The organism is Pseudomonas sp. XK-1, assembly GCF_038069885.1.
Lineage (GTDB): Bacteria > Pseudomonadota > Gammaproteobacteria > Pseudomonadales > Pseudomonadaceae > Aquipseudomonas.
This window is the reverse complement of sequence record NZ_JBBPES010000003.1, coordinates 417684-442701: the sequence shown is the minus strand read 5'-3', so window position 1 is coordinate 442701 and position 25018 is coordinate 417684. Positions and strand designations below refer to the sequence as shown.

Below are 25018 nucleotides of genomic sequence, written 5' to 3'. Positions count from 1 at the left end.
TTCAGCGCACGCTGGGGCCGATAAAGCGGCTGGCGGCGTCGGTTTTGATGCTCGGATCATCCGCCGAGTGCAGGCGGAAGGTAATTTCATTGGTGCTCGAGGGCAGCTTTTCCGGGTCGATGGACAGCTCGATAGGCAGGGACAATACCTCGCCGGCCAAGGCGGTGATCTCGCTCTTGCCTTCGTAGACCAGGCCGTCGAGACCATCGGCTGCGATCAGGTAGGTCACCTCATGCTGGGCCTTGTTCATGATCTTCAGGGTGTAGACGTTCTCGATCCGACCCTCTTCGTTTTCGCGGTAGAGCACGCGGTCCTTGAGCACGTCCAGTTCCACCAGCGAGCGGCTGGAGATGGCCCAGGCAAAGACGCAGAACATCGCCAGCAGGGCCACGGCGTAGCCGATCAGGCGCGGCCGCACCAGGTGGGTCTTCTGTCCGGACAGGTTGTGTTCGGTGGTGTAGCTGATCAGCCCTTTCGGGTAGTTCATCTTGTCCATGATGCTGTCGCAGGCGTCGATACAGGCGGCGCAGCCGATGCACTCGATCTGCAGACCGTCGCGGATGTCGATGCCGGTGGGGCAGACGTGCACGCACATCTTGCAGTCGATGCAGTCGCCCAGACCGTCGGCCTTGTAGTCGGCGTCACGCTTGCGCGGGCCACGCTGTTCGCCACGGCGCGGGTCGTAGGAAACGATCAGGGTGTCCTGGTCGAACATCACGCTCTGGAAGCGCGCGTAGGGGCACATATAGATGCACACCTGTTCGCGCAGATAGCCGGCATTGCCATAGGTGGCGAGGGTAAAGAAACCGACCCAGAACAATGCCCAGCCACCCGCTTGCAGGGTGAACAGCTCGGGAATCAGCTCACGAATCGGTGTGAAGTAGCCGACAAAAGTGATCGCGGTGACCAGCGACACGCCGACCCAGATGCCGTGCTTGGCCAGCTTGCGCAGAAATTTCTGCGCTGTCATCGGGCTTTTGTCGAGCTTCATGCGCTGGTTGCGATCACCCTCGGTGACCTTTTCCGCCCACATGAACACCCAGGTGAATACGCTCTGCGGGCAGGTGTAGCCGCACCACACGCGGCCGGCGAATACGGTAATAAAGAACAGGCCGAAGGCGGCGATGATCAGCAGCGCCGAGAGCAGGACGAAGTCCTGGGGCCAGTAGGTCGAACCGAAGATATAGAACTTGCGCTCCGGCAGGTTCCACCAGACAGCCTGACGGCCATTCCAGGTCAACCATACGGTGCCGAAGTACAGCAGGAAGAGGGCTGCGCCACCGAGCATGCGCAGGTTGCGGAAGATGCCGGTGAAGGAGCGGGTATAGATTTTTTCGCGGTTGGCATACAGATCGACGGTTTCGACCTTGGCCGCGATGGGGGTGACATCTTTGACTGGAATCTGTGCGCTCATCAGTTCGTACCACGGCGGTTGATTGGCTGCCCCGGTCGATACGTGCCAACCGGGGTCATACGGGCTCTTGCGCTATGGTACGCCTGACATTGCCTGGTCAGGTGCGACCGGGGGTCGCGCCTGGCTCAGGCACCTGGCGAACTCGAAAGCGTCCCTAGGGACGTCAGGAGCCGACAGGTATGCGGAGAATCACTTCTCGAGCTTTTCCTGGGACAGGCTGTACACGTAAGCCGCCAGCAGATGGACCTTGTCATTGCCGAGGAAGTCTTCCTGAGCAGGCATCTTGCCGTTGCGGCCATAGCGCAGAGTTTGTTGCACCTGAGCGAAGCTGGAACCGTAAAGCCAGGTCTTGTCGGTCAGGTTCGGCGCGCCCATGGCCTTTTGGCCCTTGGCGTCAGCACCATGACAGACTGAACAAGTTGTGGCGAAGATGTTTTGACCTGCGGCAAGGTCAACCTCGATACCTTCGGGGTTTTTCAAGCCCGACAGCGAGCGCACGTAGCCGGCAACGTTACGGATGCCTTCTTCGCCAATCGCCGCCAGTTGTGCCGGCATTGCGCCCTGGCGACCCTTGAGCAGGGTGGTCTTGATGGTTTCCGGCTCGCCGCCATACAGCCAGTCGTTGTCGGTCAGATTGGGGAAGCCGTAGGCACCCTTGGCATCGGAACCGTGGCAGACCGAGCAGTTGGAGGCAAACAGGCGACCGCCCATTTTCAGCGCTTGCTCGTCCTGAGCGACCTGTTCGATAGGCATTGCCGCATATTTGGCGAAGATCGGCCCATATTGGGCGTCGGCCTTGGCCATTTCCTTTTCCCACTGGTGCGCGCCGGTCCAGCCTGCATTACGCACGCCGTCACTGACTTGAATGTCGGTGGCGAAAGGCGTCTTGGCCTCGGTGTCGAGGTAGTCGTAGCCCGGCAGAAAGCCCTTGAAGTTACCCAGGCCCGGGTAGAGGGCCAGATAGCCGAGCGCGAAGATGATGGTGGCGAGGAACAACATAAACCACCACTTGGGCAGCGGGTTGTCGTATTCCTCGATACCGTCAAACTCGTGGCCGACGGTTTCCTCGGTGGTTTCCTGGCGCTGGCCCTTGCGGGTGCCGAAGATCAGCCAGGTCAGGGCGAAGATGGTGCCGAGGGACAGAATTGTTACGTACCAACTCCAGAACGTGGTCATTGGTCATTGCTCCTGGAAGATTGCGCGTCACGCTCTTGGGGTTTGGGATCATCGGCGAAGGGCAGGTTGGCAGCCTCGTCGAAGCTATCTTTGCGTCGGCTGCTGTAGGCCCAGAGCACCACGCCAATAAAGGCGATGAAGACGATGGCTGTGCCTATGCCGCGAATAGTCCCGATATCCATAGTGCGTTACCGTTTGTTTTTGATGGAGGTACCGAGAACTTGCAGGTACGCCACCAGGGCGTCCATTTCAGTCTTGCCCTTCACCGCGTCCTTGGCCCCGGCGATGTCTTCATCGCTGTAGGGGATGCCAAAGCCACGCATGACTTCCAGCTTCTTGGCGGTGTCCTTGCCGTCGAGTTTGTGCTCAACCAGCCAGGGGTAGGACGGCATCTTCGACTCGGGTACCACGTTGCGCGGGTTGTACAGGTGCGCGCGGTGCCACTCATCCGAGTAGCGGCCGCCAACGCGGGCCAGGTCCGGACCGGTGCGCTTGGAGCCCCACAGGAAGGGGTGGTCCCAGACGCTTTCGCCAGCAACCGAGTAGTGGCCGTAACGCTCGGTTTCGGCACGGAACGGGCGGATCATCTGCGAATGGCAGCCGACACAGCCGTTGGCGATATAGATGTCGCGACCTTCCAGTTGCAGCGCGGTGTAAGGCTTGAGGCCTTCCACCGGCTCATTGGTGACGTCCTGGAAAAACAGCGGAACGATCTGGGTCAGGCCGCCGATGCTGACGGCCAGAACCATCAGCAGCGCCATCAGGCCGATATTCTTCTCGATGATTTCGTGTTTCATCAGTGCGCTACTCCGGCAGGCATCTGTGCAGCTGCTTCATATTCGGAAGCTTTGGCGGCACGCACGGTGCGGTAAGTGTTGTAAGCCATCAACAGCATGCCGGTGACGAAGAACATGCCGCCGATCATGCGCACCACGAAACCGGGGTGGCTGGCTTCCAGGGCTTCGACGAAGGAGTAGGTGAGGGTGCCGTCTTCGTTGACTGCACGCCACATCAGACCCTGGGTGATGCCGTTGACCCACATCGAGGCGATATAGAGCACGGTACCGATGGTAGCCAGCCAGAAATGCGCGTTGATCAGGCCCACGCTGTGCATCTGCGGACGACCGAAGACCTTCGGAATCAGGTGGTACAGCGCGCCGATGGAAATCATCGCAACCCAGCCGAGGGCACCGGCGTGTACGTGGCCGATGGTCCAGTCGGTGTAGTGGGACAGGGCGTTGACGGTCTTGATCGCCATCATCGGGCCTTCAAAGGTCGACATGCCGTAGAACGCCAGGGATACCACCAGGAAGCGCAGGATCGGGTCGGTGCGCAGCTTATGCCAGGCACCCGAGAGGCTCATCATGCCGTTGATCATGCCGCCCCAGCTTGGTGCCAGAAGGATGATCGACATCGCCATACCGAGGGACTGGGCCCAATCCGGCAGTGCGGTGTAGTGCAGGTGGTGCGGACCGGCCCAGATATACAGGGTGATCAGCGCCCAGAAGTGCACGATGGACAGGCGATAGGAGTAGATCGGGCGCTCGGCCTGCTTGGGTACGAAGTAGTACATCATCCCCAGGAAGCCCGTGGTCAGGAAGAAGCCCACGGCGTTGTGGCCGTACCACCACTGGATCATCGCGTCAGTCGCCCCGGCATATGCCGAGTAGGACTTGAACAGGCTCACCGGAACGGCAGCGCTGTTGACGATGTGCAGCATCGCGGTAACCAGGATAAAGGCACCGTAGAACCAGTTACCGACATAGATGTGCTTGGTCTGGCGCTTCGTGATGGTGCCGAAGAACACCACCGCATAGGCGACCCAGACGATGGTGATCAGCACATCGATCGGCCACTCGAGTTCGGCGTATTCCTTGCTGCCGGTGAAACCCATAGGCAGGGTGACCACGGCCAGCACGATTACGGCTTGCCAACCCCAGAACACGAATGCCGCCAGGCCATCGGAAATAAGGCGAGCCTGGCTGGTGCGTTGCACCACGTAGAACGAGGTCGCCATCAGCGCGCAGCCGCCGAAAGCGAAGATCACCGCGTTGGTGTGCAGGGGGCGCAGACGGCCGAAGCTCGTCCATTCCAGACCCAGGTTAAGTTCAGGCCACACGAGTTGTGCGGCGATGAAAACACCCAGGCTCATGCCAATGACTCCCCAAATCACCGTCATCACGGCGAACTGGCGAACCACCTTGTAGTTATAAGCAGTCGGACTGATTGCTGTGCTCATTATGGGTTCCACGGTTAATGGAGTTTCTGGGGGGCAAAAATCGGCGGCAAGTATGGAGAAAGCAGTTTCTCATTGCAACGACACAAGCCGGCGCGATAGGGCCTTAAGGGCTGTTGGCAAGGGTGCAAATGGCGTTATGCAGTGCAATGCCGCAAGCAAAAAAAGGCCTAAATGGCCACGCGCTGAAGATGGGAATCGCCTTGGAGTTATGACGGTTGGCGACTGTCGACTAGATTAGCCCATGTCGTGCAGTGTGCACGCAGATGCTTGCCGGGGTGCGACCTTGGGTCGCACGAGCGCGCCGGCTGGGCCGGGCGAAGGGAAGGGGTATTGCGCGAGGAGCGGGTGACTGGTGCCGGGTATCTGCAGGTGCGGGGCTGGCCCGCACCTGCAGGGTAGCGGTTACTGCGCCTTGTTCTGGCTCAGGCTCAGTACATAGGCGGCCAGCAGATGCACCTTGTCGTTGCCCAGGTATTGCTCCTGCGCCGGCATCTGGCCGTTACGGCCGTGGCGGATGGTCTGCTGCAACTGGGTCAGGCTGCTGCCGTAGATCCAGCCCGCCGGGCTGGTCAGGTCTGGCGCGCCAAGCAAGGCCATGCCTTTACCTTCGGCACCGTGGCAGGCCAGGCAGTTGGCGGCAAACACGGCCGCGCCTTGTTCCAGGTCGAAGCTCTTGTCGGCTGGCAGCGGCAGGCCGGCCAGCTCCTTGCGTACATAGGCGGCGACCTGTTGCACGCCATCTTCGCCAATCACTGTGGCCCAGGCCGGCATGGAACCCATGCGGCCATTGAGGATACTGGTCTTGATCGCGGCAGGTTCGCCGCCCCAGCGCCAGTGGTTGTCGGCCAGGTTGGGGAAGCCCACCGCGCCCTTGGCATCCGAGCCGTGGCAAACCGAGCAATAGGTGGCGAACATGCGACCGCCCATTTTCAGTGCTTGTGGGTCTTTGGCCACTTCTTCCAGGGGCATAGCCGCATATTTGGCGAAGATAGGTCCATAAAGCTCATCGGCCTGATCAACTTCGCGCTGCCACTGGCCGACCTGGGTCCAGCCGTCTTCATAGCCCGGTAGCACGCCTTTCCAGTTGCCTAGACCCGGGTAGAGCGCCAGGTAGCCAATCGCGAAGAGCAGGGTGCCAAGGAACAACATAAACCACCACTTGGGCAGCGGGTTGTCGTACTCCTCAATGCCGTCGAAGGCATGACCCATGGTCTGCTCGGTTTCGGTCTTGTGGGTTTCGCTTTTGCGGGTGGCGAAAATCAGCCAGAACAGGGCGAGCAGGGTGCCGATGGTCAGCGCTGTGATGTACCAGCTCCAGAAAGTGCTCATGGGGTCTTGCTCCTCGGTGCAGCCAGCTTGGGTTCATCGGCAAAGGGCAGTAAGGCGGCCTCATCGAACGCCGGGCGGCGCTTGCCGCTGTAGGCCCACAGGGTGACGCAGACAAAGGACAGCAGAACCAGTGCCGTACCTATGCCGCGCAGGGTGCCGATATCAAAAAATTCGAATGACATGACCCTACCTCTTGTTCTTCACGGCAATGCCGAGCACTTGCAGGTAGGCGACTATGGCATCCATCTCGCTTTTGCCTTTGACTGCGTCGCTGGCAGTGGCGATGTCCTCATCGCTGTAGGGCACGCCGACGGTGCGCAGTGACTTCATCTTGGCCGCGGTGTCCTTGCCATCCAGGGCGTTTTCCACCAGCCAGGGGTAGGACGGCATCTTCGACTCGGGCACCACGTTGCGCGGGTTGTACAGGTGCGCGCGGTGCCACTCGTCCGAGTAGCGGCCGCCAACCCGGGCCAGGTCCGGACCGGTACGCTTGGAGCCCCAGAGGAAGGGGTGGTCGTAGACGCTTTCGCCGGCGACCGAGTAGTGGCCGTAGCGTTCGGTTTCGGCACGGAACGGGCGGATCATCTGCGAATGGCAGCCGACGCAGCCTTCCTTGATATAGATGTCGCGGCCCTCCAGTTGCAGTGCGGTGTAAGGCTTGAGGCCCGCCACCGGCTCATTGACCACATCCTGGAAGAACAGCGGGACGATCTGCGTCAGGCCGCCGACACTCACGGCCAGCACCATCAGCAGGGCCATCAAGCCGATATTCTTTTCGAGTAATTCGTGTCTCATCAGTGGGCTCCTTCAACCGAAAACTGCGCAGCGGCTTCCATCTCTGCCGCCTTGGTATGACGCACGGTCTGCCAGACGTTCCAGGCCATCACCAGCATGCCGCTGAAGAAGATCGCGCCGCCCAGCAGGCGTACGACAAAGCCGGGGTGGCTGGCTTCGAGCGCTTCGACGAAGGAGTAGGTGAGGGTGCCGTCTTCGTTGACTGCACGCCACATCAGGCCCTGGGCGATGCCGTTGACCCACATCGAGGCGATATAGAGCACGGTGCCGATGGTGGCCAGCCAGAAGTGCACGTTGATCAGGCCGATGCTGTGCATCTCGGCGCGGCCGAATACCCGCGGAATCAGGTGGTAGAGCGAACCGATGGAGACCATGGCAACCCAGCCGAGGGCACCGGCGTGGACGTGGCCGATGGTCCAGTCGGTGTAGTGGGACAGGGCGTTGACGGTCTTGATCGCCATCATCGGACCTTCGAAGGTCGACATGCCGTAGAACGCCAGCGATACCACCAGAAAGCGCAGGATCGGGTCGGTGCGCAGCTTATGCCAGGCCCCCGAGAGGGTCATCATGCCGTTGATCATGCCGCCCCAGCTTGGAGCCAGGAGGATCAGCGACATCACCATGCCCAGGCTCTGCGCCCAGTCCGGCAACGCGGTGTAGTGCAGGTGGTGCGGGCCGGCCCAGATATACACGGCGATCAGCGCCCAGAAGTGCACGATCGACAGGCGATAGGAGTACACCGGACGCTCGGCCTGCTTGGGCACGAAGTAATACATCATCCCCAGGAAGCCAGCGGTGAGGAAGAAGCCCACGGCGTTGTGGCCGTACCACCACTGGATCATCGCGTCGGTCGCCCCGGCATAGGCCGAGTAGGACTTGGTCAGGCTCACCGGAATGGCCATGTTGTTGACCAGATGAAGGATGGCTACCGTGAGGATAAAACCACCGAAGAACCAGTTACCCACATAGATATGGCTGACCTTGCGCTTCATGATCGTGCCGAAGAACACGATGGCGTAGCTGACCCAGACCACGGTGATCAGGATATCGATCGGCCATTCCAGTTCCGCGTATTCCTTGGAGCTGGTGTAGCCGAGCGGCAGACTGATGGCCGCCAGCAGAATCACTGCCTGCCAACCCCAGAAGGTGAAGGCCGCCAGCTTGGGGGCGAACAGGGTGGTCTGGGAGGTGCGTTGCACTGCGTAGTAGCTGGTGGCAAACAATGCACAACCGCCGAAGGCGAAGATCACCGCGTTGGTGTGCAGCGGGCGCAGGCGCCCAAAGCTGGTCCAAGGGAGGTCGAAGTTGAGCGCGGGCCAGGCTAGCTGCGAGGCGATCAGTACGCCGACCGCCATCCCGACTATGCCCCACACCACCGTCATGATGGCGAACTGGCGCACCACCTTGTAGTTGTAGGCGGAACTGATTGTAGTGTTCATGTCTGGGCTTCCATCCACGGTTATAGACCGATCATCGAAAATCATTGGCTGCGTGCCTGTACGATCAACGCCGCAGTCCGACAGATTCTTTAAGCGAGGCAAGCATGAGCAAAGGGCAAAGTGCCGGTATTGACGGGGATCAATACGCACAGCCGCAAGGCGACGATTCGTGGCTATGGGACAGGCCCGCCGGCGAGGTCCGCGCCACCCTGATTCTGGCCCACGGCGCAGGTGCGCCGATGGACAGCGAGTTCATGCAGGAAATGGCGAAAAGCCTTGCCGCCCGGGGCATTGCGGTGCTGCGCTTCGAGTTCGCCTATATGGCCGCACGTCGCCTGGACGGCAAGAAACGCCCGCCCAATCCGCAGGCGCAGCTGTTGCAGCAATGGCGTGAGGTCTATACCCAGGTGCGCCAACGGGTCGCAGGGCCATTGGCCATTGGCGGCAAGTCGATGGGCGGGCGCATGGCCAGTCTGCTGGCTGATGAACTGGGGGCCGATGCCCTGGTGTGCCTGGGTTATCCCTTCTATGCCGTGGGCAAACCGGAAAAACCGCGCATCGCCCACCTGGCCGAACTGCGCAGCAGAACGCTGATTATCCAGGGGGAGCGCGATGCCCTGGGCAACCGCGCGGCCGTGGCGGCTTACCCGCTGTCCGCGGCCATCCGGCTGCACTGGCTCATGGCGGCCGACCATGACCTGAAACCCCTGAAAAGCTCAGGCTTCAGCCATGCGCAACACCTGCAGAGCGCCGCCGACGAAATCGCCGCCTTTCTAACCGGCCGCTAAAACAGCAAGGCCTGTCGGTTTACGCCGATCAGTTCAGGGGCGAGCGAGAGCGAGGGGGCAGTTAACGACCCTGCCGCGTCTGGCCAGGCGGCATGCAATCGGTAGGGTGCGCCGCGCGCACCAATCAAACCATGGACTCCCGTTGTGCATCCGCTACACCACGGAGCCTTGGTGCGCGCGGCGCACCCTACAAAATCGGATCTACTTGTACCCAGGTGCGTTGTCTGCGGGGCATGACCGATGCTCAGGCTCCGTCCCCATTACCTATTGCAAGATTGCAGTTCGGGGTGCGGGCGAGGAGCAGGCCGTTGATCATGCCGCGTCCGGCCAGGCGGCATGCGATCGGTAGGGTGCGCCGCGCGCACCGGCCAAACCACGGACTCCCGGTGTGCATCCGCTACACCATGGAGCCTTGGTGCGCGCGGCGCACCCTACAAAATCGGATCTACTTGTACCCAGGTGCGTTGCCTGCGGGGCAAGACCGACGCTCAGGCTCCGTCCCACTAACCTATTGCAAGATTGCAGTTCGGGGAGAGGGCGAGGAGCAGGCCGTTGATCATGCCACGTCTGGCCAAGCGGCATGCAATCGGTAGGGTGCGCCGCGCGCACCAGCCAAACCACGGACTCCCGGTGTGCATCCGCTACACCACGGAGCCTTGGTGCGCGCGGCGCACCCTACAAAATCGGATCTACTTGTACCCAGGTGCGTTGTCTGCGGGGCAAGACCGATGCTCAGGCTCCGTCCCACTAACCTAATGCAAGATTGCAGTTCGGGGAGCGGGCGAGGAGCAGGCCGTTGATCATGCCGCGTCTGGCCAGGCGGCATGCAATCGGTAGGGTGCGCCGCGCGCACCAGCCAAACCACGGTCTCCCGGTGTGCATCCGCTACACCACGAAGCCTTGGTGCGCGCGGCGCACCCTACGCGTCTTCCCTTGCCCGTCTTAGCAGTTGTCTTTGATGGTGGTGGAGGCCCCGTTGTTCTTGACGCTACCGATGCCGTTATCGCGCGATGCCTCGGAGGCATACATCTGGCTGCTGCCGATAACCTGGTGGTTGGCCGCTTTCAAGTTGAAGTAAGGCTTGCCGTTAGCCGCCGTCTTGCGCTCGTAGCGTTCGTCCAGCGCACAGTTGGTCTGTACCGAGGCGATGCCGTTTTCTGCCGCAGCTTTGGTCTTGTACAGCTCGCTGGTCAGAATGGTTTCTGCATTAGCGGCCTTGAGTACAAAGCGAAACTGTCCGTCACTGCTTTTACCTAGCTCGAACCAACCCGCCATATCCGTGCTCCTTGTTTATTCTGAGAGGTGTGGGGGGCCACGCACCGGGCCCCACCCAGGCAAGCGTAGACGCTGCCTGGCATTTTGCCGGGGAGGCAGGGCTCTGCGCCACGGGCTGCGGCCCGTCAGCCGCCGTGCAGGCGTTGAAGAAAGTGCGCAATGGCCGGGTTGACCTGGTCCGGGTGGGTGACCGGCCCCATATGCCCCAGCTCGTCGAACTCCAGCCGTTCGACCCGTGGTAGCGCGCCCAGCAGCAGGCGCGCCACTCCATGCGCCGAAACGGTGGAGAGCTTGCCCAGCATAAACAGCACCGGGATATCCAGGGTGCGCAGCGCCGCCAGCGGGGTCGGCTCGTTCAACAGTGCATGGGCCCAGCGGCGTACATTGCCGACGGCGGCGGTGATGGCCGGTTTACGCGATTCGGCGGTCATCGCCCAGCTGCCGGGTTCCATCCAGTAATCGATAAAGTGCCGTGCGGCGCTGTCCGGCAGGTTTTGCTCGAGGGCGGCGCTGGCGGCCGCCACTGCGCCGCGAATGCCGTCGGCCTCGTTCGGCGGCGCGCGTTCGGCATCCAGCAGGGCGAACAGGGTAGGTTCATAGAGCACCAGGGCGGCGACGCGGCCCGGATTGGCCAGGGCCACGATCAGGGCCAGGGCCGCCCCATACGAATGCCCCACCAGCGTCAGCGGTGCGCCGGCACTGGCCAGCACGGGCTCGATCAGGGCAGCCTCGTCATGCAGGCTGATCACCTCCCGGGAGGGCCAGCCCGGACTCTGCCCGCTGCCATACAAGTCGGGGGCCAAGACGCGAAAATTCGGGGCCAGGCAGTCCATCAGGCTGCGCCACTGGCTCGATGTGCTGGCGTTGGCATGCAGACAGACCACGCCAGGGCCGTTGCCGGCCTCGCGAAAAAAGGGGATGGGTTGGGCCATGCCGGGCTCCTGCGGGTCGTGCTGCCGTTTACCTTTTCAGCATAGGTGGCGCGGGCTCGTTGACCAACCCTCGGGCAGGCCGCACACAGATCAAACCTGTGGCAGGCGCTTTAGCGGCGACGAGGGCATCGCAGTCGGCATGACCTTGCGTAACCATCGCGGCTAAAGCCCCTCTCCCACAGAGCATGGTAGTTCGGGCATGCGTATCAGCGGTTTGGATGGCTCTTGCGGTGCTTGAAGGCCGCCTCGCAGGCCGGCAGATCATAGAACCTGGGGCTGCCGCCCAGCCTGTTGCCATTAACATCCGCGCTCTTGCGCCTGCAGTCCTGCGCCGTATTGGTGCTGCGCTTGGCCGTCATGCATTCGTCAAAGGCCTGGGCACGCAGGGGCTGCAGTTTCACCTCCCGGGCGCTTTCGCAGGCCTGGTCGAGTTCGGCCTGCTTTTGCCTGATGCGCTCCTTTTCCGATTCGAGCGCACCAACCTGGGGGGCGGCGCACAGCAGTGCGGCCAGTAGCGAGAGCGTTGGATATTTCATGCTCATCCTTGAAAGGTTGGGGCTAAGTCCGGATGCAGTCTAGGCGGGTGCCTGGGTAAATACATGTACGGCCGCCAGCAGCCAGAGTGCAATCAGCACCAGATTGCTGGCGGCGAATGCCATGAGCCGGTGATACACATGGTTGTAGCTCAGATGGATCAGGCTGTGCAGTACGCGCAAGGCTACATAGGCCCAAGCCAGCACGACCAGCGTGGTCGATGCGCCATCGGTGACATACAGCAGCAGGCAGGCGACATAGAACAGCACCGGCACCTCAAGCAGGTTCATATAGTTGCGGTTGGGGATGCAGACATAGGCGGGCACCGTCGCCGACTCGCCGTATTTGAAGTCGCTGGCTGTCACCTCGCGGCGGGCTGCAGCGCGGAAGCGGGCAATGGGAATCTGCAGCAGAACCAGGGCGGTCCACAGCGCCAGGGCGAATAGCGGGTAGAGAATTGCGGTTTTGTGCATGTTGTTACCTCCTTGTAATAAGCAGAAGCAGTGACTGGCGACGCGCCAGAGCGACTGACACCCTGCCGGACAGCATTGTCGAGTTTCTTGCGTTGCCGTCAAGCTGGCGAGCCCAGGGTTAAGTCCGTTGGCGACTCAAACTGCGGACAAGGCCTCGCGCAGTGCCTGGGGCAGCGGCACTGGGCGTTTGCTTTGCGGCGATATGCTCACCTGGGTCAGGGTGGCGCGAAAGGTTATCTCGGCCGCGGCATTGCGCCCCTCGACCTGAAAACCAAAGGACGAAGTGCCCAGCTCCGTGCTGCTGACGCCAATCTCGATCACCTCATCCCAGGCCATGGGGGCCAGAAACTCGATGGCCAGTGCCCGTGCCGGGGGAAGTATCCCCATGGCGAAAATTTCGCGAATGCCTGAAGCCCCGAGCACATGGGTCAGAAAATCGTGCACCGCCTCGATCACGAAATAGGAAATACGCGGCGTATAGACAATACCCGCCGGGTCGCAGTCCCCGAACAGGATGGTTCGGTGGGTGGTAAAGCTCATGGTGTAGATCCTTTATCTAGGCCTGGCGTGGTCGACGGGCTTCAGCGTGGTGGGTCTGCCCAGCGATGCCTGCACGGCTAACACTGCACTCCGTGAATCTATCGACGACAAGTGCTTGGCGGCCAATTGTTTGGCTAGCTGCAGCCTTCTGCCGTCAACCAAGCGGGCTCGCTTTATCCTGGGCGGCGCTGAAATAGTCCAGCCAAGCCGGGCTCCCAAGAATAGCTCGTTACTGATTCAAGGCTACGGGGCTGGGTCAGCCTGGCGCTGACACCAGGAGGTAGCCATCCGAAGGCCGCAATTTCAGGTTAAAGGGGAGGTGATTCAGCAGAGCTGCTGGAGCTTTTCCGGGGCTTCCCTGGGCAGTTTGAGGGTCAGTGCAATCAGGACCATAGCCACCATGACAATGGCACCATAAATGCCGGCAAAGCTTCCGCTATGGCTGGCCCAGAGCCCTGCACTGTAATTGCCGAGCATTCCCCCGCTACCCTGCATCACGTTGGCAATGCCAAAGATAGCCACAGCCGTGGCGACTGAAGAGGCCTGCTTGGACACATAGGCAGGTATCAGTCCGAAGATGGGATAGAAGGCGATAGAAAACAGCACGGCGGCTATCGATGGCCAATATCCCGATGGCTGCACCAGAAGGATAAGAGCAGCAACAGCCACGCTGACATACACCAGCAGCATCGCGATACGCAGCCCTATGCGGTCCGACAGCCAGCCGACGGCCAGCCCTGCGAACATGCCCACCAACCCGATGGTGGCCCATATTTGAGCGGTGTAAGCCACCCCAAAACCCAGCTCGATACGCAGGTAGGATGAGAGATAGTTTTGAAACGGGAAGGTCGAGAATCCGATCAAGAAGTTCATGGACCAGACCATCAACACCCAGGGCTGCATCAGTTCAGCCCTGGTGCCCGTTAGGCGCACCTGCGGCGTGGCACCCTCGGCTAATGCTGGCCGGGCGACTGGAGAGGGTACCCTGCCGAGCAAACCACCGCGCCTGAACACCCACCAGACCAGGACGCATAGACCCAGGGCGATCAGCCCCACCAGCCACCACACGGTTCGCCACTCGCCCTGGGGGGCATAGATGGGTACCAGCAGGCTGTTGATAAACACCCCGTAGCTTGTCCCGCTCGATACGAGCCCCATCGCCATCCCGCGGTAGCGGTATGCAACGACCCTGGCAATAACATCGACCATAGGCACAAAGACTGTTGCCGCAGTGCCGGCCAGCACGACCAGCATTGCCCCTATCACAAGGCTATTGTTCGACTGTGAAATAAGCAGCAGCGCCATGGCGCACACCACGCCCGACCCCAGGATCAGCCAGTCACCGCCCACCCTTGGCGTCAGCCAGGCTGCCAGGAGCGCGCATAGCAGAAAGCCCAGTTGCCCCGCCGCAGTGATGGTGCCGACATAGGCAAAACTGAAGCCCAGGGACGCCTGCATATCGGGGACGAGTTGTGCGAAGAGATAAATGCCGAAGCCGTAGGTCGCAGCGACGAGCCCCGTTAACAACACGACAACCGCAGCGTTCAAACGCATGGCCGGCACCCTATTGGAGGTTGAAGTTCGCCGCCGCGGGTCAGCATGCAGAGCCCCCACGGCCAGACTTCAGCTGCCACTGCGCGTGGTCTGGCCCATAGCCTTGGCGGTAAGCCGGGTACCCATCAATATCAACCCGGCGGCGAGCCGACTATATGTCGCCTGGCAAACTTCCCCAGCAACAGAAACAACCTCTGCATGCCTGAATGCGACAGTCGCAGATGGCGGTCAAGAACAGCACCGTTCGATCTTTGGCGGGGAAAGCAGAGCGGCGGCAAAAGCTGAGCGCATATTTGGGTCGTTTCGGTATGGCCCACCGGGCTCAGCGTGAACAACGCGCCAACATTCGGCCATGCCCAAGGCATCAAGCCCGTACAGGATTGCCCGTCTGCCTAATCAGTCGAGAGGTGCGCCGCAAGCGAGATGCCTGCGGTGGCTACTCGGCCCATGTAGCCCAACAACAGATGCAGGCCCGCTGTCAGATGTGTCGGTCGATGCGAAAGTTACTGCCGGGTAGCGAGCGCTTCGAGTTGGTGGTCCATAGGCTGCGTGAGCGTTTGGCCCCCGCTGCGCGACCTACAGAATGGCCAGGGCGATAACGCCCAAAACAGGCTGGATATACGAATGCAACCGCGCTTGCGACAGATGCAAAAGCAAAGCTTTACTCACTACTTGTGGGGAGAGTCCATATACGTTGTTAGGTGTGACTCTATCCGGAAACGGGACGCCCACTAGGTATCTTGGCCATTGCATCAATCTCTATCAGCGCCCCAAGAGGTAGGCGCGACACCTCCACGCACGAACGAGCGGGGAAGTTCGATGGAAAGTATCTTGAATAGACTGCGTTAACGGTGGAGAAATCATCCATGTCTGTCAGGAATACAGTAACGCGAAAGACTTGATCAAGGCTGGATCCGCCTGACCGTAAAATGGCTTCAATGTTGCGTAATGCTTGATCAGCTTGAGCCGCGACATCCTTCCCTACCAACATTCCTGACGCTGGGTCCAGACCAACCTGTCCAGACGTACAAATCCAACCGTCCACAATTACGCCTTGAGAGTAAGGGCCGACCGGAGTCGGTGCCTCGCAAACAGAAATGATCTTCTTGCTCATGCGAATCTCCGAAGCGAACGTCCAGCGCCTAACGTTTGGTTAAGGGGTGGGTTTTAGTGCGTCCCAGTGAGCGAGGCGAACGGTTTGAACCAATTGTCATGCGAATATTTAGAATGGAAGGTCTTCCCACTCGGCTTCTTGCTCTTTGTTCTTGGTTTGCATTTTCTTAACATTGAACTTGCTGAGCATTATATTCAGATTTTCTAGGAAGTCTTTCGATTCCATAAGGAGGCTGTTGTCGAGTATTTGCTGTTTGAGATTTTCCAATATTTCAGTTGGAATGTTGTTAAGAGACTTTAGGATGCTAACTTTCTCAATTCCTTCCTCGCTAGTGGTGGCGTTTGAAATTGCGCCAGATAAAGCATGAAGGATTTTGTTTTTGGTTTTGGGTGACTTGACAAGAGTGGTGAATATAGCCTCTGCTACTTCTCCTATGGTTTTGCTTTGAGCCTGTATTCCTTGGATTTTTCCTATAAATCCGTATGGGTCTAAGCCTTTACGAATTGGAATAATTAATGAGTTTCTACCAGCTGCGAAACCCACTTCTTGATCGCACCATTTGCTTTCCAGAAAGCCTGGCATAAGAATAGCTGCAAGAGCATCCATTGTTTGTAGGGCTGCTTCTATCTCATCCTGCCATTCTCTTGTTGGCTCTATATCTTCGTGTGCCACAAAACTTGAAATGGCATATTTTCTGAGAGCTGTTTGAAGATGCGATGTTTGAACTTTAAATGATGCCAAGTGACTGAGGAAAAGACGGAAGTGCCCAGGCTTCCAGAAGCTAACTTCTTTTGGGGTTGTTGTGCTGTTTGGTGCGTCTGCAATGTTGAGTTCTGCGGCAATCTTAAAGAGTAACTCGTCGTCCACTTTGGACAGCATATCTTTCGAGTAGGATCTTTTGCTGTTGTGGGGGTATTCTTCTTGTGTTGGGACGCCGTGCCCACGAAAATAAGTGTCAATATCGGCAAAGGTCATTCTGGATTGTAATTCTGTTCCAATTTTATCTAGGAATTCTATTCTTTCTAATACGTTCATAGTCTTTACCGAATTTCCTTGTGCACATAACAATTAATTAGGCGGCACCTATATCGCGATCTATCACGATACGTGTCGCATAAACTTCCTTGTCATCGACTATGCCCTTGTTTTGCTTAAGGTCGGCCGGCGCAAAGGCGGCAGGGCTTAAGGGCAACGTGACAGGGGATGGCAAGCCGTTTGCGGGCGGAGTTGTTCTGCCCGGCAGCTTTGCCAGAAGCTATTCCATCGCGGATGGGGCTGTCCATCTTGAATGCTGGTAAATGGCCGTCGTCTGGTGGGCGAGGCGGTTGGAAGGAGGGGAGAGAGTGCGCCGGCAGGCCGGCGCACTTGGGGCTAGCGGTTAAAGCGTTCCACCAGGGAATACTGACCCTGAGCGGTGGCGGTGAGGGCTTCGCTGAGCAGGGCGGTGCTGTGGGCTTCGCCGGCGGTCTGGTCGGCCAGTTGGGCGATGGTGGTGATGCTGCGGTTGACTTCGTCGGCCACGGCGCTTTGTTCCTCGGCGGCGGCGGCGATCTGGTTGGCCATGTCGGTGATATTGGCCACCGCTTCGCTGATGCCGGCGAGGGCGTCGTCGGCTTTCTGTACGCGCTCGACCCCTTCGTCGGCCTGTTTGCGGCCGATTTCCATGGTCATGACCGCTTCTTCGGCGGTGCGTTGCAGTTTGGCGATCAGTTGGTGGATCTGCCCGGTTGATTCGGCGGTGCGTTGCGCCAGGGAGCGGACTTCGTCGGCCACCACGGCAAAGCCACGGCCCATTTCGCCGGCACGCGCCGCCTCGATGGCGGCGTTGAGGGCGAGCAGGTTGGTCTGGTCGGCGATGCCTTTGATCACGTCGACCACGCCGCCGATTTCGTTGCTGTCCTGGGCCAGGCGGGTGACGGTTTCACCGGTTTCACCCACGGAGACGGAGAGGCGCTGGATGGCTTCGCGGGTTTCCGAGGCGATGGTGCGGCCGGCGCTGGTCAGGCGGTTGGCGTCCTGGGTGGCGATGGCGGTGCGTGCCACGTTGCTGGCCACTTCCAGGGTGGTGGCAGCCATTTCGTTGATGGCGGTGGCCACCTGATCGGTTTCCTGGCGCTGGCGTTCCAACCCGGCGGAGCTGTTGTGGGCCAGGGCGTCGGCCTGCTTGGCCTGGTTGGTGAGGTGTTCGGCGGTGTCCTGCAGGCGGGTCAGGCAGGTGCGCAGGCGGGCGTCCTGGCTGAGCATGGCCATTTCCAGGCGGGCCTGGACGCCGCTGCTGTCGGTGTACATCTGCGCGATCAGCGGGTCGGAGGTGGACTGTGCGGCCAGTTGCAGCAGGCGCTTGATACCGCGGTTCTGCCAGGTCAGGCCGATCAGGCCAAGGGGGATGGACAGGCCGGCGGCGAGTAGAAAGCCCCAGCTATGGCCCAGCCACATGCCGATCAGAAAGCCGATCTGGCTGATCAGGACAAAGGGCAGCCAGTCTTTCAGTACCGGCAACCAGGTGTCGCGTTTGGGGATGGCCGATTTACCGGTGTTGATGCGCTGGTAGAGGACTTCGGCGCGGCGCACCTGTTCGGCTGTGGGTTTGATCCGCACGGACTCGTAGCCCACCACCTGGTTGTTTTCCAGTATTGGGGTGACGTAGGCGTTAACCCAGTAATGGTCGCCATTCTTGCTGCGGTTCTTGACGATGCCCATCCACGGCCGCCCGCTTTTCAGGGTGTCCCACATATGCTGGAACACCGCAGGCGGTACATCGGGGTGGCGCACCAGGTTGTGCGGCGCACGCAGCAGCTCTTCACGGGTGAAGCCGCTGATGTCGATAAAGGCATCGTTGCAGTAGGTGATCTGGCCTTTGACGTCTGTGGTGGAGATCAGACGTTGCTGGGTCGGGAAGGTACGTTCCCGTTGGGTAACCGGTTGATTATTGCGCATGGGGTGACGTGTCCCTTAGGTCGATACCACTTGATCGGCCGCGTAAGCCTTAAATTTAATCATTTTACTGTTCGCTGCATTCTAGCTGGTATCGGCCGCAACGCGCCGGGCAGACGCCTGCTGACTGCCCGGCCTGGTTCAGGCGGTGGCGATCAGCTGGCGCAGCACATAGTGGAGGATGCCGCCGGCCTTGAAGTACTCGACCTCGTTGAGGGTGTCGATGCGGCACAGCACTTCGAAGCTTTCGCGGCTGCCGTCGTCACGGTTTATTTCCAGCATCAGCTTCATATGGGGATGCAGCTCGACGCCGTCCAGGCCGTAGAGGTTAAGAGTTTCGTGGCCGGTCAGCTTGAGCGCCTTGCGATCCTGCCCGGCCTTGAACTGCAACGGCAACACGCCCATGCCGACCAGGTTGGAGCGGTGGATGCGCTCGAAGCTCTCGGCGATTACCGCCTTGACCCCTAGCAGGTTGGTGCCCTTGGCCGCCCAGTCGCGGCTGGAACCGGTGCCGTATTCCTTGCCGGCGATCACCAGCAGCGGGGTGCCGGCCGCCTGGTAACGCATGGCGGCGTCATAAATCGACAGCTTCTCGCCGCTGGGCAGGTGCAGGGTGTTGCCGCCTTCCTCACCGCCGAGCATTTCGTTCTTGATGCGGATATTGGCGAAGGTGCCGCGCATCATCACTTCATGGTTGCCGCGGCGCGAGCCGTAGGAGTTGAAGTCGAGCGGCTCCACGCCCTGTTCGCGCAGGTAGCGCCCGGCCGGGCTGTCGGCCTTGATATTGCCGGCCGGGGAGATGTGGTCGGTGGTCACCGAGTCGCCAAGCAGGGCGAGGATGCGCGCGTTGTGGATATCACCGATATGCGGCGGCGCATCGGCGATGCCTTCGAAGAACGGCGGATGCTGGATATAGGTGGAGTCGGCCTGCCAGGCGTAGGTGGCGGCTTGCGGCACTTCGATGGCCTGCCACTGGGCGTCGCCGGCGAACACCTCGGCGTATTCCTTGTGGAACATCGCGGTGTCGACCTTCTCAATCGCCGCGGCGATTTCTTCCTGACTTGGCCAGATATCGCGCAGGTACACCGGCTGACCGTCCTTGCCCAGGCCCAGGGCTTCCCGGCTGATATCCAGGCGCACGCTGCCGGCCAGGGCATAGGCCACCACCAGGGGCGGCGAGGCCAGCCAGTTGGTTTTTACCAGCGGGTGCACGCGGCCCTCGAAGTTGCGGTTGCCGGACAGCACCGACGCCACGCACAGATCGTGCAGTTGGATGGCCTTTTCGATGGGTTCGAGCAGCGGGCCGGAGTTGCCGATGCAGGTGGTGCAGCCGTAGCCGACCAGGTTGAAGCCCAGTTCGTCGAGGTAGCGGGTCAGGCCGGCGGCGTTGAAATACTCGGTCACCACCTTGGAACCGGGGGCCAGGGAGCTCTTGACCCAGGGTCTGCGCTGCAGGCCTTTTTCGATGGCCTTTTTCGCCAGCAGGCCGGCGGCCATCATCACGCTGGGGTTGGAGGTGTTGGTGCAGGAGGTGATGGCGGCGATCACCACTGCGCCGTTGCTCAGCCGATGAGTTTCGCCCTCATGTTCATACTCGAACTCGTTATGGGGTTCGTCGCTGCCGATGGCGGTGCCGCCACCGCCTTCGTTGAGTAGGCGCGCGTCGTCTTTGGCGGCAGGCTTGAGTTGCAGGCCGAGAAAGTCGTCGAAGGCCTGTTTGACCTGGGGCAGGGCGACCCGGTCCTGTGGGCGCTTGGGTCCGGCCAGGCAGGCCTCGACGCTGCCCATGTCCAGCTCCAGGCTGTCGCTGAATGCAGGCTCAACGCCCGGTTCGCGCCACAGGCCCTGGGCCTTGCAGTAGGCCTCGACCAGCTTGACGCTCTGCTCCGGGCGGCCGGACAGGCGCAGGTAACCCAGGGTGATGTCGTCCACCGGAAAGAAGCCGCAGGTCGCGCCGTATTCCGGAGCCATATTGGCGATGGTGGCGCGGTCGGCCAGGGGCAGGTCGGCGAGGCCGTCGCCATGGAACTCGACGAACTTGCCGACCACGCCCTTGCTGCGCAGCATCTGGGTGACGGTAAGCACCAGGTCGGTGGCGGTGATACCGGCCTGCAATTTGCCGCTGAGCTTGAAGCCGATCACCTCGGGAATCAGCATCGACACCGGCTGGCCGAGCATGGCCGCTTCCGCCTCGATGCCGCCGACGCCCCAGCCGAGGATGCCAAGGCCGTTGATCATGGTAGTGTGCGAGTCGGTGCCGACCAGGGTGTCGGGGAAGGCGAAGGTCTGGCCGTCTTCCTCCTTGGTCCACACGGTGCGGCCGAGGTATTCCAGGTTGACCTGGTGGCAGATGCCGGTACCCGGCGGCACCACGCTGAAGTTGGCGAAGGCATGCTGGCCCCAGCGCAGAAAGGCGTAGCGCTCGCCGTTGCGTTGCATCTCGATGGCGACGTTCTCGCCGAAAGCGGCGGCGCTGGCGAATTTATCCACCATCACCGAGTGGTCGATCACCAGGTCCACCGGCGACAGCGGGTTGATCTTCTGTGGGTCGCCGCCGGCCTTGGCCATGGCATCGCGCATGGCGGCCAGGTCGACCACCGCCGGTACGCCGGTAAAATCCTGCATCAATACCCGGGCCGGGCGGTACTGGATTTCCCGTTCCGAGCTGCGGCTGTGCAGCCAGTCGGCCATGGCCTGCAGGTCGGTGCCGGTGACGGTCTTGCCGTCCTCCCAGCGCAGCAGGTTCTCCAGCAGTACTTTCAGCGACATGGGCAGTTTGTCGATATTGCCGAGGCGTTTGGCCGCTTCCGGCAGGCTGAAGTAGTGGTAGGTCTGGCCGTCCACGTCGAGGCTACGGCGGCTGTTCAGGCTATCTAAGGAAGGCATTGCGCATCTCCTGAGGCTTGCCACGCTGCAAGCCGGATTTAATTGCTGCAGAACCTTCACCCTAGCAGGCCGTAGCAGAACGGCCTGGCTTGCCGATAAAGCGCTAAAAACGCCCTGCTCGACAAGGGGCGTCGCAATAGGCGCGAGCGGCGGGCGAAAGCATCGGGTCTTGTCACTGGACAGGTTGCAAGCGCTTCGGGTTCCCGAGTCCGTTATGATGCGCGCCTTGAGGAGAACCCCGATGACCACCCCGCCGATCACCACCTTGCTACTGCACTGCCGCCCCGGTTTCGAGAACGAGGTGTGTGCGGAAATCGCCGAACACGCCGCCCGCCTGGACGTGGCCGGCTATGCCAAGGCCAAGCCGAGCACCGCCTGCGCCGAATTTATCTGCACCGAGGCCGATGGTGCCGAGCGCCTGATGCGCGGTGTGCGCTTCAATCAGCTGATTTTTCCAAGGCAGTGGGCCCGCGGAGTGTTTATCGACCTGCCGGAACTGGACCGCATCAGCGTGCTGCTGGCTCATCTGGCCGGCTCGCCGGTATTCGGCAGCCTGTGGCTGGAAGTGCTGGACACCAACGACGGCAAGGAGCTGTCGAACTTCTGCAAGAAATTCGAAGCACCGCTGCGCAACGCCCTGAGCAAGGCCGGCAAGCTGGTGGAGGATGCGCAGAAGCCGCGCCTGCTGCTGACCTTCAAGAGCGGCCGCGAGGTCTTCGTCGGCATGGCCGAGCCGCATAACTCGGCGATCTGGCCCATGGGCATTCCGCGCCTGAAGTTCCCCCGGGAAGCGCCGAGCCGCTCGACCCTCAAGCTGGAGGAGGCCTGGCACACCTTTATTCCCCGCGAGCAGTGGGACGAGCGCCTGTCTGACGAGATGACCGGGGTCGACCTCGGTGCCGCGCCGGGCGGCTGGACTTACCAGCTGGTCAAACGCGGCATGCTGGTGACCGCCATCGACAACGGCCCCATGGCCGAAAGCCTGATGGACACCGGCCTGGTGACCCACCTGATGGTCGATGGCTTTACCTGGAAGCCCAAGCAGCCGGTGGACTGGATGGTCTGCGATATCGTCGAAAAACCCGCACGCAGCGCCGCCCTGCTCGAAACCTGGATAGGCGAGGGCCACTGCCGTGAAGCGGTGGTCAACCTCAAGCTGCCGATGAAACAGCGCTACGCCGAAGTGCGTCGCCTGCTGCAACGCCTGGAAGACGGCTTTGCCGAACGCAAGATCAAGGTCTCGATCGCCTGCAAGCAGCTCTACCACGACCGTGAGGAAGTGACCTGCCATCTGCGCCGGTTAGGCAAGTAGCCCGGGGCGTGGCTCAGGCAGCCATCGGGTTATCCCGTCTGGCAGCTTGCGCACAGGGTCTGTAGGAGCGGACTTGTCCGCGATCAGCTCCCTTCGCGGCCAAGGCGGAGTGCCGCCCAGCCGCGCCTGCTGAGCCGTAGGGTGGATGACGCTTTACCCATTCACCAGCATCAATGGTGGGTGAACAAGGCGTCACAGCTCCCGTAGCCGGATAAGCCTCGGCGCAATCCGGGAGCGATGCGGCACCCAGGCTGCGCCACCGAGCGCTCCCTGTTGCCTACTTCTCAACCAGCTGTTGCGCGTGGGGCAGCAGGCGCGGCAGTTCCAGTGCGCCTTGCAGGCTGCTGCTGGAGAGCTGCCAGGAGCCGTTGAACAGGTACTGGCCGCTAAAGCCGCTGATGCGCAAGCCCAGGGTATCGCCCGCTTGCAGCTGGGTACTGACGGCGGCCAGTTCGGTGCTGGCTCGGCCCTTGAGCGGGGTGACCTGCTCGCTCAGTACTTCACTCTTGCCATTGGCGCGCTGGACCACCAGGGCGGCAAACAGGGTTGGCAGCCGTTCGGCGTTTTCCAGGTGCAGGCGCGGCACGCCAATCAGGGCGCTGGGCTGCTGCACCTGCTGCAAGGGGATAAACCGTGCCGGTTGCAGCAGGCCGCTGCTGAGTGGGCGAATCGCGGTGGCGGGCAGTTCGATGCGCTGGTTGCCAGGCAGTTGCTGCAGGGCCAGGCCCTGGTCCAGGTCGAGGCTGACGCAAAGCTCGGGAATGCTCGCCGCAACCCCGCTGCGGCCGCGCAGTTTGTCTTCGTACCAGGCGACTATGGCCTGGTAGAGGTTGATCGCCCGGCCATCGCAGTGCAGCACCGCTTCGTTGTTGAACGGCGGCAGGCCGCTCCAGCGCTGCACGGGCGGAGGCAGGATATGCCCACCCTGCATGCCCAGCAGGCGCACATCCTGCGGACCCTGCTGCAGGCAGTCGCGGATCGCCAGGCCCTGATTGAGCGGGAACAGGGTGTCGCGCATGCCCTGAATCAGCAGGGCATCGGCCTGCGGGCGTTGGCCGCGCTCGCAGTAGCTGGCCAGGCTGTGGGCCTTGAGCTCGGCGCGCACCGGTTCGCGCATGCGGCCATCGACACTTTTCAGGTAGGGGGCCTGGATAAACTTGCCCAGGTCATAACCGGTCGCCAGGCCCAGGCTGAGCAGCACGCTGGTCCAGCCGACTTTCAGGTGGCTGTCCGGGGCCAGAGCCTCGCCCAGGTCGTACCAGGTGGCAATTGGCACGATGGCGTCGATGCGCGGGTCCTCGGCCGAGGCCAGCAACTGCACCGCGCCGCCATAGCTTTCGCCGAGCATGCCGACCCTGGGGTCGTTCGGCCCGTCCATGCTCAGGCGCGGCAGGTGGGCGGCGGCCCAGTCGATCACCGCCAGGGCGTCCTGCACCTCGAACTCGGGGTTCATCATTTCGATATTGCCTTCGCTACCGCCCCAGCCGCGCTGGTCATAGCTGATCACCCAATAGCCGGCCTGCCAGGCCTTGAGGGCGGCGCGGCCGGACATCATCTGGGTACCGTAGAAGCCGTTCGGCCGGGTTACCCGCCAGCCGCCCCAACCGTGGGTGTGGACGATCACCGGGGCCTGTTCGCCGGCCTTGAGCGCCGGCTGGAACACCGTAGCCGACAGGCGGGTGCCATCGCGGCCATGGATCACCGCGTCAAAGTGGCGGGCGGGCAGGTCCTGCCCGGTGCTGGCGCTGAAGTCGGGCAGTTGGTCACGGGCGGCGCAGCCGCCGAGCAGCAGGGCGGCGAGGAGCAGGGCTAGGCGCATAAAGGGCTCTTATTGGAATAGTTGGCGCTGCGCAGCCTGCCCTAAGTGGCCGCTTGCGGCTGCCCATCCAAGGTTGTGTCGCTTTGCGGGATGACCTTTGGGTCAGCTTTGCGCCAGAATAGCGGCCTGCAACTGGAGCCTGCCGATGTCTTTGCAAAACACTGCCATACCCGATGACACCCTCGATGCCACCGGGCTGAACTGCCCCGAGCCGGTGATGATGCTGCACAACAAGGTGCGCGACCTGCCGGCCGGTGGCCTGCTCAAGGTGATCGCCACCGACCCCTCGACCCGCCGCGATATTCCCAAGTTCTGCGTGTTTCTTGGCCATGAGCTGGTGGAGCAGGCTGAAGAGGGCGCGACCTATCTCTACTTGATTCGCAAGAAACTCGATTAATAAATGATCACGCCTAAGTACTGTGTTGCGCTGAGGTGTCGGCGCAAAAGTGTGAAGGGGCCTGACTG

Annotated in this window: 23 protein-coding genes and 1 pseudogene; 4 read left to right on the top strand and 20 right to left on the bottom strand. The window is 61.3% G+C overall.

Annotated elements, in window-relative coordinates; translation table 11 throughout:
• Nucleotide 1: 1 nt before the first annotated feature.
• The 9 genes from ccoG to ccoN (WMW70_RS10370) form a co-directional block, all read right to left on the bottom strand.
• Nucleotides 2-1414 carry a cytochrome c oxidase accessory protein CcoG gene (ccoG, locus tag WMW70_RS10410; RefSeq protein WP_341437433.1) on the bottom strand — a complete coding sequence of 471 codons (1413 nt, stop codon included), beginning with the start codon at nt 1412-1414 and terminating at the stop codon, nt 2-4.
• A 189-nt stretch (nt 1415-1603) separates the two neighbouring features.
• The gene (ccoP, locus tag WMW70_RS10405; RefSeq protein WP_341437432.1) at nt 1604-2590 is read right to left on the bottom strand and encodes a cytochrome-c oxidase, cbb3-type subunit III; all 987 of its coding nucleotides are present in this window, start codon (nt 2588-2590) and stop codon (nt 1604-1606) included.
• On the bottom strand, nt 2587-2772 hold the full coding sequence (locus WMW70_RS10400) for a cbb3-type cytochrome oxidase subunit 3 (RefSeq protein WP_325506489.1): 186 nt from the start codon (nt 2770-2772) through the stop codon (nt 2587-2589). The genes ccoP (WMW70_RS10405) and WMW70_RS10400 overlap by 4 nt, the downstream gene beginning before the upstream one ends.
• 6 nt (nt 2773-2778) lie before the next feature.
• On the bottom strand, nt 2779-3387 hold the full coding sequence (gene ccoO, locus WMW70_RS10395; protein WP_341437431.1) for a cytochrome-c oxidase, cbb3-type subunit II: 609 nt from the start codon (nt 3385-3387) through the stop codon (nt 2779-2781).
• A complete protein-coding gene (gene ccoN, locus WMW70_RS10390) occupies nt 3387-4829 on the bottom strand; it encodes a cytochrome-c oxidase, cbb3-type subunit I (RefSeq protein WP_341437430.1) in 1443 nt (480 codons plus the stop codon). Before ccoN (WMW70_RS10390) ends, ccoO (WMW70_RS10395) begins: the two co-directional genes overlap by 1 nt.
• Before the next feature lie 402 nt (nt 4830-5231).
• Complete coding sequence (gene ccoP, locus WMW70_RS10385) at nt 5232-6158, bottom strand: cytochrome-c oxidase, cbb3-type subunit III (RefSeq protein WP_341437429.1); 927 nt, start codon at nt 6156-6158, stop codon at nt 5232-5234.
• Nucleotides 6155-6340: a cbb3-type cytochrome oxidase subunit 3 gene (locus WMW70_RS10380; RefSeq protein WP_341437428.1), complete on the bottom strand. Its 186-nt coding sequence runs from the start codon at nt 6338-6340 to the stop codon at nt 6155-6157. The genes ccoP (WMW70_RS10385) and WMW70_RS10380 overlap by 4 nt, the downstream gene beginning before the upstream one ends.
• 4 nt (nt 6341-6344) lie before the next feature.
• Nucleotides 6345-6953: a cytochrome-c oxidase, cbb3-type subunit II gene (gene ccoO / locus WMW70_RS10375; RefSeq protein WP_341437427.1), complete on the bottom strand. Its 609-nt coding sequence runs from the start codon at nt 6951-6953 to the stop codon at nt 6345-6347.
• On the bottom strand, nt 6953-8392 hold the full coding sequence (ccoN, locus tag WMW70_RS10370) for a cytochrome-c oxidase, cbb3-type subunit I (RefSeq protein WP_341437426.1): 1440 nt from the start codon (nt 8390-8392) through the stop codon (nt 6953-6955). Before ccoN (WMW70_RS10370) ends, ccoO (WMW70_RS10375) begins: the two co-directional genes overlap by 1 nt.
• A gap of 104 nt (nt 8393-8496) precedes the next feature.
• Between ccoN (WMW70_RS10370) and WMW70_RS10365 the strand changes: the two genes are divergently transcribed.
• Entirely contained in the window at nt 8497-9180 is a 684-nt protein-coding gene (locus WMW70_RS10365) for an alpha/beta family hydrolase (RefSeq protein WP_341437425.1), read from the top strand.
• A gap of 942 nt (nt 9181-10122) precedes the next feature.
• Here the strand turns inward: WMW70_RS10365 and WMW70_RS10360 are convergent.
• From WMW70_RS10360 to WMW70_RS10335, 6 genes are all read right to left on the bottom strand, one after another.
• On the bottom strand, nt 10123-10455 hold the full coding sequence (locus tag WMW70_RS10360; RefSeq protein WP_341437424.1) for a YegP family protein: 333 nt from the start codon (nt 10453-10455) through the stop codon (nt 10123-10125).
• A gap of 125 nt (nt 10456-10580) precedes the next feature.
• Complete coding sequence (locus WMW70_RS10355; protein ID WP_341437423.1) at nt 10581-11387, bottom strand: alpha/beta fold hydrolase; 807 nt, start codon at nt 11385-11387, stop codon at nt 10581-10583.
• 206 nt (nt 11388-11593) lie between these two features.
• The gene (locus WMW70_RS10350) at nt 11594-11923 is read right to left on the bottom strand and encodes a hypothetical protein (RefSeq protein WP_341437422.1); all 330 of its coding nucleotides are present in this window, start codon (nt 11921-11923) and stop codon (nt 11594-11596) included.
• 39 nt (nt 11924-11962) lie between these two features.
• Nucleotides 11963-12394: an MAPEG family protein gene (locus WMW70_RS10345; RefSeq protein WP_341437421.1), complete on the bottom strand. Its 432-nt coding sequence runs from the start codon at nt 12392-12394 to the stop codon at nt 11963-11965.
• A gap of 135 nt (nt 12395-12529) precedes the next feature.
• Entirely contained in the window at nt 12530-12934 is a 405-nt protein-coding gene (locus WMW70_RS10340) for an acyl-CoA thioesterase (protein WP_341437420.1), read from the bottom strand.
• A 324-nt stretch (nt 12935-13258) separates the two neighbouring features.
• Complete coding sequence (locus tag WMW70_RS10335; protein ID WP_341437419.1) at nt 13259-14488, bottom strand: MFS transporter; 1230 nt, start codon at nt 14486-14488, stop codon at nt 13259-13261.
• Nucleotides 14489-14851: 363 nt separating this feature from the next.
• Between WMW70_RS10335 and WMW70_RS10330 the strand changes: the two are divergent.
• Nucleotides 14852-15054, top strand: a pseudogene (locus tag WMW70_RS10330) (IS30 family transposase); the annotation flags it as partial.
• Between the two features lie 143 nt (nt 15055-15197).
• Here WMW70_RS10330 and WMW70_RS10325 read toward each other — a convergent pair.
• The 4 genes from WMW70_RS10325 to acnA all read right to left on the bottom strand — a co-directional run bounded on the left by WMW70_RS10325 (nt 15198) and on the right by acnA (nt 21422).
• The gene (locus WMW70_RS10325) at nt 15198-15602 is read right to left on the bottom strand and encodes a RidA family protein (protein WP_341437418.1); all 405 of its coding nucleotides are present in this window, start codon (nt 15600-15602) and stop codon (nt 15198-15200) included.
• Between the two features lie 108 nt (nt 15603-15710).
• Complete coding sequence (locus tag WMW70_RS10320; protein WP_341437417.1) at nt 15711-16637, bottom strand: toll/interleukin-1 receptor domain-containing protein; 927 nt, start codon at nt 16635-16637, stop codon at nt 15711-15713.
• Between the two features lie 336 nt (nt 16638-16973).
• A complete protein-coding gene (locus WMW70_RS10315; protein ID WP_341437416.1) occupies nt 16974-18539 on the bottom strand; it encodes a methyl-accepting chemotaxis protein in 1566 nt (521 codons plus the stop codon).
• A gap of 138 nt (nt 18540-18677) precedes the next feature.
• Complete coding sequence (acnA, locus tag WMW70_RS10310) at nt 18678-21422, bottom strand: aconitate hydratase AcnA (RefSeq protein WP_341437415.1); 2745 nt, start codon at nt 21420-21422, stop codon at nt 18678-18680.
• A gap of 256 nt (nt 21423-21678) precedes the next feature.
• Here acnA and rlmM point away from each other — a divergent pair, with 256 nt between their 5' ends.
• Complete coding sequence (rlmM, locus tag WMW70_RS10305; protein WP_341437546.1) at nt 21679-22734, top strand: 23S rRNA (cytidine(2498)-2'-O)-methyltransferase RlmM; 1056 nt, start codon at nt 21679-21681, stop codon at nt 22732-22734.
• Nucleotides 22735-23011: 277 nt separating this feature from the next.
• On the opposite strand, the gene WMW70_RS10300 is transcribed toward rlmM, so the two are convergent.
• Entirely contained in the window at nt 23012-24553 is a 1542-nt protein-coding gene (locus WMW70_RS10300; protein WP_341437414.1) for an alpha/beta hydrolase family protein, read from the bottom strand.
• A 145-nt stretch (nt 24554-24698) separates the two neighbouring features.
• On the opposite strand from WMW70_RS10300, the gene tusA reads away from it, so the two are divergent.
• Complete coding sequence (tusA, locus tag WMW70_RS10295) at nt 24699-24950, top strand: sulfurtransferase TusA (RefSeq protein ID WP_325506523.1); 252 nt, start codon at nt 24699-24701, stop codon at nt 24948-24950.
• Nucleotides 24951-25018: the final 68 nt, after the last annotated feature.

What these genes read in the sequence shown, in the direction of transcription:
- WMW70_RS10320 (WP_341437417.1), bottom strand. Translation starts at nt 16,637, where the DNA reads ATGAACGTATTAGAAAGAATAGAATTCCTAGATAAAATTGGAACAGAA.
- ccoN (WP_341437426.1), bottom strand. Translation starts at nt 8,392, where the DNA reads ATGAACACTACAATCAGTTCCGCCTACAACTACAAGGTGGTGCGCCAG.
- WMW70_RS10350 (WP_341437422.1), bottom strand. Translation starts at nt 11,923, where the DNA reads ATGAAATATCCAACGCTCTCGCTACTGGCCGCACTGCTGTGCGCCGCC.
- ccoP (WP_341437429.1), bottom strand. Translation starts at nt 6,158, where the DNA reads ATGAGCACTTTCTGGAGCTGGTACATCACAGCGCTGACCATCGGCACC.
- WMW70_RS10325 (WP_341437418.1), bottom strand. Translation starts at nt 15,602, where the DNA reads ATGAGCAAGAAGATCATTTCTGTTTGCGAGGCACCGACTCCGGTCGGC.
- ccoO (WP_341437427.1), bottom strand. Translation starts at nt 6,953, where the DNA reads ATGAGACACGAATTACTCGAAAAGAATATCGGCTTGATGGCCCTGCTG.
- acnA (WP_341437415.1), bottom strand. Translation starts at nt 21,422, where the DNA reads ATGCCTTCCTTAGATAGCCTGAACAGCCGCCGTAGCCTCGACGTGGAC.
- tusA (WP_325506523.1), top strand. Translation starts at nt 24,699, where the DNA reads ATGTCTTTGCAAAACACTGCCATACCCGATGACACCCTCGATGCCACC.
- WMW70_RS10315 (WP_341437416.1), bottom strand. Translation starts at nt 18,539, where the DNA reads ATGCGCAATAATCAACCGGTTACCCAACGGGAACGTACCTTCCCGACC.
- WMW70_RS10365 (WP_341437425.1), top strand. Translation starts at nt 8,497, where the DNA reads ATGAGCAAAGGGCAAAGTGCCGGTATTGACGGGGATCAATACGCACAG.
- WMW70_RS10335 (WP_341437419.1), bottom strand. Translation starts at nt 14,488, where the DNA reads ATGCGTTTGAACGCTGCGGTTGTCGTGTTGTTAACGGGGCTCGTCGCT.
- WMW70_RS10345 (WP_341437421.1), bottom strand. Translation starts at nt 12,394, where the DNA reads ATGCACAAAACCGCAATTCTCTACCCGCTATTCGCCCTGGCGCTGTGG.
- ccoO (WP_341437431.1), bottom strand. Translation starts at nt 3,387, where the DNA reads ATGAAACACGAAATCATCGAGAAGAATATCGGCCTGATGGCGCTGCTG.
- ccoN (WP_341437430.1), bottom strand. Translation starts at nt 4,829, where the DNA reads ATGAGCACAGCAATCAGTCCGACTGCTTATAACTACAAGGTGGTTCGC.
- WMW70_RS10360 (WP_341437424.1), bottom strand. Translation starts at nt 10,455, where the DNA reads ATGGCGGGTTGGTTCGAGCTAGGTAAAAGCAGTGACGGACAGTTTCGC.
- WMW70_RS10340 (WP_341437420.1), bottom strand. Translation starts at nt 12,934, where the DNA reads ATGAGCTTTACCACCCACCGAACCATCCTGTTCGGGGACTGCGACCCG.
- WMW70_RS10300 (WP_341437414.1), bottom strand. Translation starts at nt 24,553, where the DNA reads ATGCGCCTAGCCCTGCTCCTCGCCGCCCTGCTGCTCGGCGGCTGCGCC.
- ccoG (WP_341437433.1), bottom strand. Translation starts at nt 1,414, where the DNA reads ATGAGCGCACAGATTCCAGTCAAAGATGTCACCCCCATCGCGGCCAAG.
- ccoP (WP_341437432.1), bottom strand. Translation starts at nt 2,590, where the DNA reads ATGACCACGTTCTGGAGTTGGTACGTAACAATTCTGTCCCTCGGCACC.
- WMW70_RS10380 (WP_341437428.1), bottom strand. Translation starts at nt 6,340, where the DNA reads ATGTCATTCGAATTTTTTGATATCGGCACCCTGCGCGGCATAGGTACG.
- WMW70_RS10400 (WP_325506489.1), bottom strand. Translation starts at nt 2,772, where the DNA reads ATGGATATCGGGACTATTCGCGGCATAGGCACAGCCATCGTCTTCATC.
- WMW70_RS10355 (WP_341437423.1), bottom strand. Translation starts at nt 11,387, where the DNA reads ATGGCCCAACCCATCCCCTTTTTTCGCGAGGCCGGCAACGGCCCTGGC.